Source organism: Pantoea sp. Lij88 (assembly GCF_030062155.1).
Classification (GTDB): domain Bacteria; phylum Pseudomonadota; class Gammaproteobacteria; order Enterobacterales; family Enterobacteriaceae; genus Pantoea.
Window position 1 is genome coordinate 2625548 of sequence record NZ_CP118269.1, and the last position, 15441, is coordinate 2640988.

Consider the following 15441-nt stretch of genomic DNA (forward strand, 5'->3'; position numbering starts at 1 on the left):
TGATGAAACAACGATTAGGAAAGTGGCTGGTGGCGGGATTGTTACTGGCGGGGCTGCAGGTTCAGGCCGCCGAATCGGATCCGGCTGAAATTCGTATCGGCTATCAGAAAGGCTCGGTCAGCATGGTGCTGGCAAAGTCACACCAGTTACTGGAGAAGCGTTTTCCCCATACCCGGATTAAGTGGATAGAGTTCCCGGCAGGCCCGCAGATGCTGGAAGCGCTCAACATCAATAGTATTGACCTCGGCAGTACCGGTGACCTCCCGCCGCTGTTCGCCCAGGCCGCCGGCGCGGATCTGCTTTATGTCGGCTCTGAGCCGCCAAAACCCAAAGCAGAAGTCATTCTGGTGCCGAAAAACAGCTCCCTGAAACAGGTTGCGGATCTGAAAGGTAAGAAAGTCGCTTTCCAGAAAGGCTCCAGCTCTCACAACTTACTGCTGCGCGCCCTGCAGCAGGCCGGTCTGAGCATTAAAGACATCACGCCCGTCTATCTGACACCCGCCGATGCGCGCGCCGCCTTCCAGCAGGGTGACGTTGATGCCTGGGCAATCTGGGATCCCTACTACTCCTCGGTGCTGCTGCAGGGCAATTCGCGTCTGCTGACTGATGGCAGCTCATTGAATCTGACTGGTTCGTTCTATTTAGCGACCCGCAGCTATGCCGAAGCGCATGGTGCGTTTATTCAGCAGGTGCTCGACACCTTCAGCGCGGCCGACGCGCTGACAATCAGCCAGCGTCAGGAAAGCACCACGCTGCTGGCGCAGGCGATGGGCCTGCCTGAGCCGGTCATCGCCAGCTACCTCAGCCATCGGCCGCCCACCCGGATTTCGCCGGTCAGTGCCGAAACGGCCGCAGCCCAGCAGCGCACTGCTGACCTGTTCTATGCCAATCATCTGTTGCCGGTAAAAGTGACGATTCAGGATCGCATCTGGCAACCGCATACCGTAACGCAGTAAGGAGCAACAATGAGCGTATCTATTTTCTGGTTCCTGCCGACGCATGGCGACGGTCACTATCTTGGTACGGCTGAAGGGGCGCGACCGGTTGATCACGCCTATCTGCAACAGGTGGCGCAGGCTGCTGACCGTCTCGGCTTTGGGGGGGTATTAATCCCAACCGGCCGCTCCTGCGAAGATGCCTGGCTGGTTGCCGCGTCGCTGATTCCGGTAACCCAGCGCCTGCGCTTCCTGGTGGCGCTGCGTCCCGGCGTGATTTCTCCGACTCAGGCGGCGCGTCAGGCTGCCACCCTGGATCGCCTCTCCAATGGCCGCGCGCTGTTCAATCTGGTGACCGGCGGCGATCCGGAAGAGCTGGCGGGCGACGGCGTGTTCCTGGATCACCGTGAACGTTACGCCGAATCCGCCGAGTTTACCCGCGTCTGGCGTCGGGTACTGGAAGGCGAAACCGTCGATTACGAAGGCAAGCACGTGAAGGTTCGCGGCGCACGTCTGATGTTCAAACCGGTGCAGCAGCCTCGTCCTCCGCTCTGGTTTGGTGGCTCTTCTGAACCCGCCCAGGAGCTGGCGGCTGAACAGGTCGATGTTTATCTCACCTGGGGTGAGCCACCTGCACAGGTCAGAGAGAAGATTGAGCAGGTGCGCGCGAAAGCGGCCGCTCAGGGACGCACCGTTCGCTTCGGCATCCGTCTGCATGTGATTGTGCGTGAAACCAATGAAGAGGCGTGGCAGGCCGCCGACCGGCTGATTGCTAATGTCGATGACGCCACTATCGCGAAAGCGCAGGCCGCGTTCCAGCGGGCAGACTCTGTCGGGCAGCGCCGGATGGCCGCGCTGCATGGCGGTCGCCGCGACAGGCTCGAAATCAGCCCGAACCTGTGGGCAGGCGTAGGCCTGGTGCGCAGCGGAGCCGGTACCGCGCTGGTCGGCGATGGTCCGACTGTCGCCGCACGCATCAAAGAGTATGAAGCGCTGGGTATAGAGACCTTTATCCTGTCGGGTTATCCGCATCTGGAAGAGGCGTATCGCGTCGGTGAACTGCTGTTCCCGCATCTTGATGTTCAGGTTCCCCTGGTGCCACAGCCGCGCGTCGTTCAGGCGCACGGAGAAGCGGTCGCCAACGATTTTACCCCTGAGAAAAAAGTCGCCCGGGGCTGAGGAGAGCATAATGGCCAGAACCCGAAAACGCCTTGCTGATACGCTGCTGCCGTGGCTGCTGCCGACGCTGCTGGTCGTGGTGTGGCAGATTGCTTCGCAGACCGGCTGGTTATCGAACCGCATTCTGCCTGCGCCGGAGAAAATTGTGACGACGTTCTGGCAGCTGACCGCCAGCGGTGAACTCTGGCAGCATCTGGCGATCAGTAGCTGGCGGGCGCTGATCGGCTTCAGTATCGGTGGTTCCATTGGCCTGCTGCTGGGCTTAATCACCGGCACCTCGAAAACCGGTGAGCGGTTGCTGGATACCTCACTCCAGATGCTGCGCAATGTGCCGCATCTGGCGCTGATCCCGCTGGTTATCCTCTGGTTCGGTATTGATGAATCCGCCAAAATCTTTCTGGTGGCGCTGGGCACGCTGTTCCCGATTTACCTGAATACCTATCACGGCATCCGCAACATCGATCGCGGACTGGTTGAGATGGCCCGCAGCTATGGCCTCTCCGGCTGGAGCCTGTTCATTCAGGTCATCCTGCCCGGTGCACTGCCGAATATCATGGTCGGCGTGCGTTTCGCGCTGGGTCTGATGTGGCTGACGCTGATTGTCGCTGAGACTATTTCTGCCAGTTCTGGCATCGGCTATCTGGCGATGAATGCGCGTGAATTCCTGCAGACCGATGTGGTGGTGGTCGCCATCATTCTCTATGCCCTGCTCGGCAAACTGGCGGATGTCGCCGCGTTGTTACTGGAACGTGTCTGGCTGCGCTGGCATCCCGCTTATCAACTGAAGGAGGAGAACGCATGAGCCAGACTTTCTCACCGGCACGCCTGAATACCGGCACGCCCGTTGGCGTTAACGGCGTCAGCAAACGGTATGGCAATCGCACCATTCTCAATAAGATTGACCTGCATATTCCGTCTGGTCAGTTTGTGGCGGTGGTAGGCCGCAGCGGCTGTGGCAAAAGTACCCTGCTGCGCCTGCTGGCCGGCCTTGAACAGAGCTCCAGCGGTGAACTGCTGGCGGGCAATGCACCGCTGCAGTCGGCTCGTGACGATATCCGCCTGATGTTTCAGGATGCGCGACTGCTGCCGTGGAAAAAAGTGATCGATAACGTTGGTCTGGGCCTGCGCGGACGCGAATGGCGCAGCGCGGCAATGGATGCGCTGGCGGCGGTGGGACTGGCCGATCGGGCCGATGAGTGGCCAGCCGCTCTCTCCGGGGGGCAGAAACAGCGCGTGGCACTGGCCAGGGCGCTGATCCATCGGCCCGGTTTACTGCTGCTGGATGAACCGCTGGGGGCGCTGGATGCCCTGACCCGTATTGAAATGCAGGGATTGATTGAGTCACTGTGGCAGCAGCATCACTTTACCGTGCTGCTGGTCACGCACGACGTCAGTGAAGCGGTAGCGATGGCGGATCGCGTGCTGTTAATCGAAGAGGGCGAAATCGGTCTGGATCTGCTGGTGGATTTGCCACGTCCGCGGCGTCGTGGATCTGCGCGGCTGGCCGAGCTGGAAGCGGAGGTGCTGGATCGGGTGATGCAGCGCACGGAGCGACCACAGCCGTTACGGTACGCGCAGCAGCGCTGAAAAAAGGGAGCGTTTTATACGCTCCCGTTTTTATTATCAGGCGTTGAGTGCCCGGGTAATTTTCTCGTAGAGATCGCCAGAGAGTTTATCCAGCTCCAGCAGTTGCTCCAGCGCCTCGCGCATCATCGCCTGACGGCCTTCGTCATAACGTTTCAGACGAATCAGCGGCTCCACCATCCGTGCCGCAACCTGCGGATTACGGGTGTTGAGGTCGGTGAGCATCTCCACCAGGAACTTATAACCGCTGCCATCCTGAGCATGGAACGCGGCCGGGTTAGCTGAGGCAAAGGCCCCCACCAGCGAGCGCACGCGGTTCGGGTTACTCATGGTGAAGGAGCGATGAGTCAGAAGCTGACGCACATTGCGCATCACGTTGGCAGCCGGACTGGTCGCCTGCAGCACAAACCATTTGTCCATCACCAGACCATCCTGATGCCAGCGCTCATCGTACGCCGCCAGCAGCGCATCACGGCACGGTAACTGAGCCGCGACAGCCGCAGAGAGCGCCGCCAGCGCATCGGTCATGTTGGTCGCCTGGTGATACTGCGTCTGCACCAGCTTGTCCGCCAGCTGTGCGTCGCTGAAGGCGAGATAGGTCAGGCAGATATTTTTCAGGCTGCGCTGACCAATCGCGTCATGTTCCACGCGGTATTCAGGCTGCTGATTGGCGTTGTAGATGGCAAAAAACTCATCGGCCAGTTCGCGGGCCAGCGTGCGTTGCAGTGCGTCACGCACCAGCGCAATCGCCTGCGGATCGATAGTATCGAACAGCTCGGCAATCTCATTTTCCGACGGCAGCGTCAGGATCAGCGCCGTCAGGGCCGGATCGCAATCGGTGTCGAGCAGTACGGCGCGGAAAGCGTCGGCAACATGCAGCGGCAGCGACAGATGCTGGCCCTGCTGATAGCGGGCGACGTTCAGACGAATGTAGGTCGCCAGCAGGCTCTGAGCCGCATCCCAGCGGGAGAAGTCGTTGCGCGCATGGCGCATCAGGAAGGTGAGCTGAGCATCGCTCCACTTGTAATCGAGCTTCACCGGCGCAGAGAATTCACGCAGCAGCGACGGCACCGGCTGGAAATAGACGTTATCGAAGATAAAGGTCTGGAACTCTTCGGTGACATTCAGAACATGATGGACCGGATGGCCGTTGTTCTGCAGCGGAATCACCTTGCCTTCACCGTCATAGAGTTCGATATCCAGCGGGATATGCAGTGGCAGCTTCTCTTTCTGATCGGCAGTGGCTGGCGAGTGCTGCGTGACGTGCAGCGTGTACTGCTCCAGCTCCGGATTGTAATCGTCGCGGACCGTCAGTACCGGCGTACCGGACTGGCTGTACCAGCGGCGGAACTGCGACAGATCGACGTTTGAGGCATCTTCCATCGCCTGCACAAAGTCATCACAGGTCGCGGCGCTGCCGTCGTGACGATCAAAATAGAGCTTCATGCCCTTCTGAAAATTCTCTTCACCCAGCAGAGTGTGCATCATGCGGATCACTTCTGACCCTTTTTCATACACGGTCAGGGTGTAGAAGTTGTTCATCTCGATAACCTGATCCGGACGGATCGGGTGCGCCATCGGGCTGGCATCTTCGGCGAACTGCGCACCGCGCACGATACGCACGTTATCAATGCGGTTCACCGCACGCGAACCCAGATCGGAGCTGAACTCCTGATCGCGGAACACCGTCAGCCCCTCTTTAAGACTGAGCTGGAACCAGTCGCGGCAGGTCACGCGGTTACCGGTCCAGTTGTGGAAATATTCGTGGCCGATGACCGCCTCAATGCCGAGGTAGTCTTTATCCGTCGCCGTTTCCGCTTTTGCCAGCACATATTTGGCGTTAAAGACGTTAAGGCCTTTGTTCTCCATCGCACCCATGTTGAAGAAGTCCACCGCCACGATCATAAAGATGTCGAGGTCATACTCCAGGCCGAAACGCTCTTCATCCCACTTCATACTGTTTTTCAGCGAGGTCATCGCCCAGTCGGCACGGTCGAGGTTACCGCGATCGACGAAGATCTCCAGCGCCACATCACGGCCTGAACGGGTGGTAAAGCTGTCGCGCAGCACGTCGAAATCGCCCGCCACCAGCGCAAACAGGTAGCAGGGTTTTGGGAACGGATCTTCCCATTTTACCCAGCTGCGGCCCTGCTCATCCAGGCCGCTGTCAATGCGGTTACCATTGGAGAGCAGGAACGGATAACGCTCACCGTCGGCATAAATCGTGGTGGTAAAGCGCGCCAGCACGTCAGGGCGATCGAGATACCAGGTAATATGACGGAAGCCTTCAGCCTCACATTGGGTGCAGAGCGCCTCGCCCGATTTGTACAGCCCTTCCAGCGCGGTGTTCTGATCCGGATGAATATCATTGATGATTTTCAGGGTGAAGCTGTCCGGCAGCTGGCTGATGACCAGTGCGCCCTCTTCTTCACGGAAAGCCGTCCAGGGTTGCCCGTCGATCTCCAGCGCAATCAGCGTTAACGCTTCGCCGTCCAGTCGCAGCTCAGCCTGGCTGTCGCCCTGTCGTTTAACCTGGCTGATGGCTGTAACGCGGGTGGTGGACGCATCCAGTTCAAAGGTTAAATCGATATCGGTGATGGTGTAATCAGGCGCACGGTAATCGTGGCGATACTTGATTTGGGGCTGTTGCGTCATATTGCGTCTCGCGTTGTTATAAGTTTACCGGCAAAGTCTAAGCTTGTTACCAGAAGCTTGCCACGCACAATGCACCTAAAGGGTGAAATGGCTACAGTTTGTTAACAAAGGCACAGATTGGCCTCGACCCGCCCGACTGAAATATGCTGTGATTGGCTTCAGATAGTGAATTATACTTTTGCGTCTTTATGACTGTGTACAACACCGGGCTCTGCGCCACCGAACAGGATGCTGAAACGCGCCATGACAGGACATGCTTCCCCGATACTGACCTCGCTGCTGGATACGGACGCCTATAAGCTCCATATGCAGCAGGCCGTTTTCCACCGCTACCATGACGTAACGGTGGCGGCGGAGTTTCGCTGCCGCGGCGACGAACTGCTGGGTCTCTACGCTGACGAAATTCGTGACGCGATAACCGCAATGCAACACCTGGCGCTGACAGAGGATGAAGCGACCTGGTTGTCTCACCTTCCCTTCTTCCAGCAGGATTACCTCAGCTGGTTACGCCAGTTCCGCTATAACCCGGATCAGGTTGAAGTGCGCAATCACCACGGCAAGCTGGAACTTCGTATTCAGGGGCCGTGGCGTGAAGTGATTCTGTGGGAGGTGCCGCTGCTGGCGCTGATTAGCGAGATTGTGCATCGTCATCGCACGCCGCAGGTCACCACCCAGCAGGCGATTGACCATTTACATCAGAAACTCGGCGACTTTAAGACGCAGGTGGCGGACCTTGATATGTCACGCTTCCGCCTGATGGATTTCGGCACCCGCCGTCGCTATTCGCAGGATGTGCAGCAGTCGATCGTCTCAACGCTGAAACAGGATTTCCCGTGGCTGATTGGCACCAGTAACTATGATCTGGCGCGCCGTCTGTCGCTGACACCGGTAGGAACCCAGGCGCATGAGTGGTTCCAGGCCTTCCAGCAGATCAGCCCGGTCCTCGCCAACAGCCAGCGCGCCGCGCTGCAGGCATGGCTGGACGAGTATGACGATCAACTGGGCATCGCCCTCACCGACTGTATTGCTATGGATGCGTTCCTGCGCGATTTCGGTCCGGTCTTTGCCCGCCGCTACCAGGGACTGCGCCACGACTCCGGCGATCCGGTTGAGTGGGGTGAAAAAGCGCTGGCTCACTATCAGAAGCTGGGTATCGATCCGCAAAGCAAACACCTGGTCTTTTCTGACAACCTGAATCTCGACAAAGCGCTGGCGCTCTACCGCCACTTTGGCCAGCGGACGAATGTCGTGTTCGGCATCGGTACCCGTCTGACCTGCGATATTCCGGGTGTTACGCCACTGAACATCGTTATCAAGCTGGTGCAGTGCAATGGCAAGCCGGTGGCGAAACTTTCAGACAGCCCGGGCAAAACCATCTGCCAGGACAAAGCCTTTGTCAGAGCCCTGCGTAAAGCGTTTGATCTGCCGCTGGTGAAAAAAGCGAGTTAAACCTCTTCTTATCGGGGCGTTGATACGCCCCGCCTCTGCTGTAATAAATAGGCTTTCCCCCTGAATTTTGCTTGTTTCCTGAAGACTCGCAAGTAACATAGCAAAACCCCGGATGGGGCAACTTTTTACTCACTTCTTCTATATAGAGAGATATTTATGAGCGTAGTGCCTGTAGCGGACGTACTGCACGGTCGCGTCGCGGTTGACAGTGAAGTCACCGTACGTGGTTGGGTGCGTACCCGAAGAGATTCCAAAGCCGGTCTTTCCTTCATCGCTGTCTATGACGGCTCCTGCTTTAATCCCGTTCAGGCTGTCGTCAATAATTCTCTGAATAATTATCAGGATGAAGTGCTGCGTCTGACCACGGGCTGTTCCGTTATCGTCACCGGTAAAGTGGTGGCATCACCAGGTCAGGGCCAGGCGTTTGAGATTCAGGCGACCCGCCTGGAAGTGGTGGGCTGGGTCGAAGATCCGGACAGCTATCCGATGGCGGCGAAACGCCACAGCATCGAGTATCTGCGTGAAGTGGCGCACCTGCGTCCGCGTACCAACCTCATTGGCGCGGTTGCCCGCGTTCGCCATACCCTGGCGCAGGCGCTGCATCGCTTCTTCCATGAAAATGGCTATTTTTGGGTTTCCACGCCGCTGATTACCGCCTCCGATACCGAAGGTGCCGGTGAGATGTTCCGTGTCTCGACGCTGGACATGGAAAACCTGCCGCGTAACGACCAGGGCAAAGTCGATTTCAGTGAAGATTTCTTTGGCAAAGAAGCTTTCCTGACCGTTTCCGGACAGCTGAACGGCGAAACCTATGCCAGCGCCCTGTCGAAGATCTACACCTTCGGCCCGACGTTCCGCGCAGAGAACTCCAACACCAGCCGTCATCTGGCGGAATTCTGGATGCTGGAGCCGGAAATTGCGTTTGCCTCACTGGATGATGCCGCCGCACTGGCAGAATCAATGCTGAAGTATGTGTTCAATGCGGTGCTGGAAGAGCGCGCCGATGACATGGCTTTCTTCGCTGAGCGCGTTGATAAAGAGGCCGTAGAGCGCCTGCAGCGTTTCATCACTACGGATTTTGCCCAGGTCGACTATACCGATGCGGTTGAAATTCTGATGAACTGCGGCCAGACGTTCGAGAACCCGGTTTCCTGGGGTATCGACCTCTCTTCAGAGCATGAGCGTTACCTGGCAGAGAAACACTTTAAAGCGCCGGTGGTGGTGAAAAACTATCCGAAAGACATCAAAGCGTTCTATATGCGCCTGAACGACGATGGCAAAACCGTGGCGGCGATGGATGTTCTGGCGCCTGGCATTGGTGAGATCATCGGTGGTTCACAGCGTGAAGAGCGTCTGGATGTGCTGGATGCGCGACTGGAAGAGATGGGTCTGAATAAAGAAGATTACTGGTGGTATCGTGACCTGCGTCGCTACGGTACCGTGCCACATTCTGGATTTGGTTTGGGCTTTGAACGTTTAATCGCCTATGTTACGGGCGTACAAAATGTCAGGGATGTCATCCCCTTCCCACGCACTCCACGCAACGCGAGTTTCTGATTTCGGCATTAAATATAAGAAATTCATATATATAACGAGGTCGGCACTGCCGGCCTTTTTTTATTTTTGTAAATTTTGAGTTCTCTCACAAAGTTCCGTGTTTTTTACATCTTGTAATACAAATTTTCCCCCTGAAACAAGATTACGAGTTTAGTAGCATTTAAGCGCTAGAATTACGGCGGGTGGGATGGAAAGATGCGTGCAGACACAGGAAGACACCAAACTTCGTTCAGGGTTCCCGTAAAGGTTTCTTGACGGCAGTGGCAGGTGTACAAATAACTCCAATGAGGGTAATGAATAATGATGAAGCGCAATATTCTTGCAGTGGTTATCCCTGCTCTGTTAGTAGCTGGCGCAGCAAACGCTGCAGAAATCTATAACAAAGACGGCAACAAACTGGACCTGTACGGTAAAGTGGATGCACGTCACCAGTTCTCTGACGACTCTGGCAGCGATGGCGATGAGTCTTATGTTCGCTTCGGCTTCAAAGGCGAAACCCAGATTAATGACCAACTGACCGGTTACGGCCAGTGGGAATACAACATTCAGGCGAACAACTCTGAAGGTTCAGACGCACAGGACGACAACAAAACCCGTCTGGGCTTTGCCGGTCTGAAATTCGGTGATGCAGGCTCAATCGACTACGGCCGTAACTACGGTCTGGTCTACGATGCAATCGGCTGGACCGATATGCTGCCAGTATTCGGTGGCGACTCAGGAAACTCAGATAACTTCCTGACTGGTCGTAGCACCGGCGTTCTGACTTACCGCAACACCAACTTCTTCGGCCTGGTTGATGGCTGGGACTTTGCTGCTCAGTATCAGGGCAAAAACGATCGCGACGGTAACAGCGATGGTGTGCGTCGTTCAAACGGTGACGGCTACGCGTTCTCAACTTCATACACCTCACCAATTGGTGTAGGCATCGTTGGTGCGTACAGCAACAGCGACCGTACTGATCTGCAGTCAGCGGGTGTTGCTGTTAATGGTAACGTAGTCGGTGAGGGCAAACGTGCTGAGAACTGGGCAACCGCGCTGAAATATGATGCGAACAACGTTTACCTGGCAGCGCTGTACGGTGAAGGCCGTAACTCTACCGCTATCGGCATCCCTGTAGCTAACACTACCAACACAGTGACTGCATTTGCCAATAAAACCCAGACTATTGAGTTAGTTGCTCAGTACCAGTTCGACTTCGGTCTGCGTCCATCCGTTGCATACGTGCAGCAGAAAGGCAAAGATATCGAAGGTATCGGCGATGCTGACCTGTACAAATATGTCGACATCGGCGCGACTTACTACTTCAACAAAAACATGTCTACCTATGTTGATTACAAAATCAACCAGCTGGATGACAACAACCCACTGGCTCTGAACACAGACGACGTGGTGGGTGTTGGCCTGGTTTACCAGTTCTGATTCCGCTTAAACATGTTTAAAAACGGGGCTAAGGCCCCGTTTTTTTATGGCTGTAATTCCCCAGAACTGCGTTTCTTCCCTGCCCGTTACTCCGCTTTAACCTGTGCTTTTCCCCTTATCGCAACCAACACCGCAAAATGCAGGAATTTGTCTCGCAAACGGTTGGCATTTGTCTGGCCGGACGCTAACCTGAGAGCTCTTTCCGCTAAAGTTCACGCTAATGGACCTGACACATGTTTGAATCGATCTCTGCTGCACCCGCCGATCCTATTCTTGGGCTGGCCGATCTGTTTCGTGCTGATGACCGCCCTGAAAAAATCAATCTGGGTATCGGCGTCTACAAAGACGAAACCGGCAAGACCCCGGTACTGACCAGTGTTAAAAAAGCTGAGCAATACCTGCTGGAAAACGAAACCACGAAAAACTATCTCAGCATTGATGGTCTGGCTGATTTCGCCCGTTGCACCCAGGCCCTGCTGTTCGGCAATCAAAGCCCGCTGATCACTGCAGGCCGCGCACGTACGGCTCAGACGCCGGGCGGCACAGGTGCGTTGCGTGTAGCAGCAGATTTCCTCGCCACGCAAACTTCCGTGAAGCGGGTCTGGATCAGCAATCCAAGCTGGCCGAATCACAACAACGTGTTCAATGCTGCCGGTCTGGAAGTCTGTGAATATCACTATTATGACGCAGCAAACCATACGCTTGATTTTGAGGGGATGCTGACGTCGCTGCAGCAGGTTCAGCCTGGCGACGTGGTGCTGTTCCACGGCTGCTGCCATAACCCGACCGGTATCGACCCGACCGCTGAGCAGTGGCAACAGCTGGCAGAACTGTCACAGGCCAATGGCTGGCTGCCGCTGTTCGACTTCGCCTACCAGGGCTTTGCCCGTGGTCTGGATGAAGATGCAGAAGGCCTGCGCATTTTTGCCGCCTCGCATCAGGAACTGATCGTCGCCAGCTCATACTCCAAGAACTTTGGTCTGTATAACGAGCGTGTGGGTGCAATCACGGTGGTGGCGGCTGAAGCCAGCGTGGCAGATACGGCGTTTAGTCAGGTGAAATATACCATCCGCGCTAACTACTCCAATCCGCCGGCGCATGGTGCCGCTATCGTCGCCACAATTCTGGGCAACGATACACTGCGTACTATCTGGGAGCAGGAGCTGTCAGATATGCGCCAGCGCATTCAGCGCATGCGTCAGCTGTTTGTGAACACCCTGGCAGAGAAAGGGGCTCAGCGTGACTTCAGCTTTATCATTAAGCAGAACGGTATGTTCTCGTTTAGTGGCTTAACCAAAGACCAGGTGATTCGCCTGCGCGACGAGTTCGGTGTTTATGCCGTCAACTCAGGCCGGGTGAATGTGGCAGGCATGACGCCAGACAATATGTCGGCGCTGTGCGAAGCGATTGTCGCCGTGCTGTAACGCAGACGACAGAACAAAAATGGGCCTGATGGCCCATTTTTTATTGCAGGAAAGGATTACTGACGCGTTCATGACCCAGCGTTGAGATCGGGCCGTGACCGGGAAGGAAGGTCACATCATCGCCCAGCGGCAGTAATTTCTTGCGGATAGCCTCGATTAACTGCTGATGATCGCCCTGCGGGAAGTCTGTGCGTCCCACGCCACCATTAAAAATGACGTCGCCTGAAATCAGTAACCGTCCCGGACGATCAAAGAACACCACATGCCCTGGTGAATGCCCTGGACAGTGCAGAACCTCCAGCGTGGTCAACCCGACCTGCACGCTCTCCCCCTCTTCCAGCCAGCGATCGGGGGTAAATGGCGCGCACTCGTCAAGTCCGAACATCCGGCTCTGAGTCGGCAGGGCTTCCAGCCAGAACGCATCACGCTTCTGCGGCCCGACAATCGGAATCTGCCAGAAGGCAGCCAGTTCAACGGCCGCACCGACGTGATCGAGGTGTCCATGCGTCAGCAGAATCTGAGCGGGTTTAAGTCTGAGCTGTTCCAGCGTTTGTTTGATCAGATCGGCATCGCCGCCCGGATCGACCAGCGCGGCTTCACGAGTGGACTCGCACCAGATCACTGAACAGTTCTGGGCAAATGCGGTAACAGGAATAGTGTGGTAATTCATAACGCTCCATGACCGGCTCACGCAGCGTTGCCGGTGTCGTTACCAGTGCCTGATCGGCCCGGTATCAATATGTACAAAGTTACTGCGGGGATAATATCCTACACCACCCGCACGCAGAGATAACGCCGCTTTGCGTACATTGGCTAATGAAATGCCTTCGATATGAAAATCCATCGCCTGGCCTTTGGTGTGATAGCTGTGCTTTGCCACACCAGGACCACTCTCGCGTAACATGTTATTGGTAGCCAGTGAACGGTAGCCGGAGACCAGCTGGATCGGTTTACGCATGCCCAGCAGCGCCTGCAGGCGGAAGATTTGGTCAAACAGATGCGGATCGATGCTTTTCACTTTATTAGCGCGATAGTCGCGGAAAAAGTGATTTAATCGTGACAACTCATCCTTGTCGTAACTCTTACCATTAAAAAACTCAGTTTTAAGGGTTTCACCGGTGTGAAGATTATTAAGCATCAATACACGCGGGCGAGACGTAGAAAGCGAGGCCCTTGCAGAAGCTGGCAATAATGCCAGTCCGGCGGCGGCACTACCGCACAGCAGTAGTTTGCGACGAAAAGAATCAATAGTAGACATGTAACGATTTACCTGAGAGTGAAGCCATAGAAATGTGCAAAAAGCGCACAGGCCGAACCATAACTTTCTCTCAGAGAAGCGTCAACCCATCTGCCCGGAGTTTGCGAGGCGATCCCCGCAGGGATCGCCATTTGAAAAGATTTCGATTAATAACCGGCACGCCGCTAACGATTTAAAATCAATCACTAGAGCAGTAATTGCTCAGCACGACTGAGTGCCTGACTGCCTGAGCGGGCGGTGTCATCATAATTGTAAATATCTGTGCGGAACTGTGGTTTGCCATCATCTGCGACCCACGCTGTCAGATAGTAGAGATTGACCGGAATGCGATGGCGAATCGGCACATAACGGGTGTCCCCCTCTTTCAACGTGCTGGAAATACGGGAGTCATTCCAGCCGGCGTCCTGCAGTAATAAACCCGCCAGTTCAGACGCTTTATTCACGCGGACACAGCCTGAGCTGAGCGCGCGGATATCACGCTGGAACAGGTTATGGTTTGGCGTGTCGTGCAGGTAGATCGCATCTGAGCTTGGCATATTAAATTTATAACGGCCCAGCGCATTCGCCTCACCCGGAGCCTGAATCAGCCGGTAAGGGAACGAAGACGCGGTGACCATGCGCCAGTCGATCATGCTGGGATCAATCACTTCCGCATCAGCACTCCAGCCCGACAGCAGGGTATAACCGTGCTTGTAGAGATAGGTCGGATCCTGCTTCACTTTAGGAATGATATCTTTACGCACCAGCGTGGTCGGCACATTCCACGGCGGGTTCAGCACCACATTATTCAGCGCGCTGCGCATCAACGGCGTTTTACGGTCGGGACGCCCGACGATGACCCGGGATGAGAGGATCTTATTGCCGTTGTTGTAATAAATCAGCGAGTAGTTGGCAATGTTCACCATGATGCCGTTGTGCATATCATCCGGCAGCAGGCGCAGTCGCTGAATATTCAGTGCCAGCAGCGAAGCACGCATCTGTGGCGAGACGTTAAGCCACTGCCGCGTTCTGGCACCGATAGCCCCATCGCCATCCAGTCCCTGCCATTGCTGGAAACGCTTCACGCCTGCCACCAGCGTCTCGTCATAGACATTGGCGGTGTTCCCTTCCAGCGTCTGACTCTGCACGTTACCCGGTGATTGCAACGGCGGAGCTGGCGGATCGCCCACTGGCGCGGCTGACGGACTGACCGCAACAGGCTGGTCGCTGTGGGTCACTGGCGAAGCAGCGACCGGCACCGCATCGTCATCCGGTGCTGGCGCCTTGACCTGCGTCGTGAGCATGCCGCTGCGCTGCAGAATCTCACGCAGCGCCGGAACATCGTCACTGACCTGTCCCGGACGCAGCGTTTCACTGCTTTTCAGCTGCGGCCAGGGCTGCTTATCGCTCAGCAGGGTTTTCAGCGCGGCGTGCATCGGCTGATATTGCGGATGCTGCGGCTGCAGCGACGCAATAAAGGTGTCGTCCGATCCCGCATTAACCGCGTTCTGCCACTGATTCACCACCGCCACTGACGGCTGAGTCAGCCTGTAAGGCACATTGCTGTAGAGCCAGGTCTCACCCTGGGTCGGTACATTCGAAACAAACTGCAGATAGCCCAGCATCGCATCGGACAGCGCGACATCCCGGGCGAAGCCGGTAATGGCCGGATTAGTCAGACGCTCAACCCAGCGCGTGAACTGTGGCTGGACGCCAGAAAGGGCCACCTCAGCCAGCTGCTGCTGAAACTTCTGAACCGCCTGAGTATCCTGCCAGAGCGGCTGCATATGACGGGACGCATAGAGCGTCGCCAGCGGCCCCAGATAGAAAGGCTGATCGGCGCTGGAAAAAGCCTGCCGGATGCGTTGCTGACTTTCGGAAACGGAGATGGCCGCCTGCGTTGTTCCAGGCAAAGCGGCGATGACAGCGGCCTGCGGGTGCGTAAATGGAACAACGGTTAGCGCCAGCGCTAACAATGATACAACGCGATGATGATTTAATT

General features: G+C 56.2%; 11 protein-coding genes and 1 pseudogene. 8 read left to right on the forward strand and 4 right to left on the reverse strand.

The annotated features are described in order from the left end of the window. The first annotated feature begins 2 nt into the window (after positions 1 to 2). From PU624_RS16135 to ssuB, 4 genes are read left to right on the forward strand one after another with little or no spacing between them, the layout of a single operon-like run. Entirely contained in the window at positions 3 to 956 is a 954-nt protein-coding gene (locus PU624_RS16135) for a sulfonate ABC transporter substrate-binding protein (RefSeq protein ID WP_283545789.1), read from the forward strand. 9 nt (positions 957 to 965) lie between these two features. After that, positions 966 to 2114 (forward strand): FMNH2-dependent alkanesulfonate monooxygenase, encoded by a 1149-nt coding sequence (gene ssuD / locus PU624_RS16140; protein WP_283545790.1) that lies wholly within the window; start codon positions 966 to 968, stop codon positions 2112 to 2114. 10 nt (positions 2115 to 2124) lie between these two features. After that, entirely contained in the window at positions 2125 to 2916 is a 792-nt protein-coding gene (gene ssuC, locus PU624_RS16145) for an aliphatic sulfonate ABC transporter permease SsuC (RefSeq protein WP_283545791.1), read from the forward strand. After that, complete coding sequence (gene ssuB / locus PU624_RS16150; RefSeq protein WP_283545792.1) at positions 2913 to 3701, forward strand: aliphatic sulfonates ABC transporter ATP-binding protein; 789 nt, start codon at positions 2913 to 2915, stop codon at positions 3699 to 3701. Before ssuC ends, ssuB begins: the two co-directional genes overlap by 4 nt. Positions 3702 to 3737: 36 nt before the next feature. On the opposite strand, the gene pepN is transcribed toward ssuB, so the two are convergent. After that, positions 3738 to 6353 (reverse strand): aminopeptidase N, encoded by a 2616-nt coding sequence (gene pepN, locus PU624_RS16155; protein WP_283545793.1) that lies wholly within the window; start codon positions 6351 to 6353, stop codon positions 3738 to 3740. Between the two features lie 243 nt (positions 6354 to 6596). Here pepN and pncB point away from each other — a divergent pair, with 243 nt between their 5' ends. The 4 genes from pncB to PU624_RS16175 all read left to right on the forward strand — a co-directional run bounded on the left by pncB (position 6597) and on the right by PU624_RS16175 (position 12202). Then, entirely contained in the window at positions 6597 to 7802 is a 1206-nt protein-coding gene (pncB, locus tag PU624_RS16160; protein ID WP_283545794.1) for a nicotinate phosphoribosyltransferase, read from the forward strand. 156 nt (positions 7803 to 7958) lie between these two features. Then, entirely contained in the window at positions 7959 to 9359 is a 1401-nt protein-coding gene (asnS, locus tag PU624_RS16165) for an asparagine--tRNA ligase (protein WP_283545795.1), read from the forward strand. A 300-nt stretch (positions 9360 to 9659) separates the two neighbouring features. After that, positions 9660 to 10778 carry a porin OmpF gene (gene ompF, locus PU624_RS16170; protein ID WP_283545796.1) on the forward strand — a complete coding sequence of 373 codons (1119 nt, stop codon included), beginning with the start codon at positions 9660 to 9662 and terminating at the stop codon, positions 10776 to 10778. Between the two features lie 233 nt (positions 10779 to 11011). Further along, entirely contained in the window at positions 11012 to 12202 is a 1191-nt protein-coding gene (locus PU624_RS16175) for an amino acid aminotransferase (protein WP_283545797.1), read from the forward strand. Between the two features lie 40 nt (positions 12203 to 12242). Here PU624_RS16175 and PU624_RS16180 read toward each other — a convergent pair whose 3' ends face one another. From PU624_RS16180 to ldtD, 3 genes and pseudogenes are all read right to left on the reverse strand, one after another. Continuing rightward, positions 12243 to 12872, reverse strand: coding sequence for an MBL fold metallo-hydrolase (locus PU624_RS16180; protein WP_283545798.1), 630 nt, complete (start codon positions 12870 to 12872; stop codon positions 12243 to 12245). A gap of 39 nt (positions 12873 to 12911) precedes the next feature. Continuing rightward, positions 12912 to 13460: a peptidoglycan L,D-endopeptidase MepK gene (mepK, locus tag PU624_RS16185; protein ID WP_013357329.1), complete on the reverse strand. Its 549-nt coding sequence runs from the start codon at positions 13458 to 13460 to the stop codon at positions 12912 to 12914. 185 nt (positions 13461 to 13645) lie between these two features. Next, positions 13646 to 15331: pseudogene (gene ldtD / locus PU624_RS16190) on the reverse strand (L,D-transpeptidase); the annotation flags it as partial. Positions 15332 to 15441: the final 110 nt, after the last annotated feature.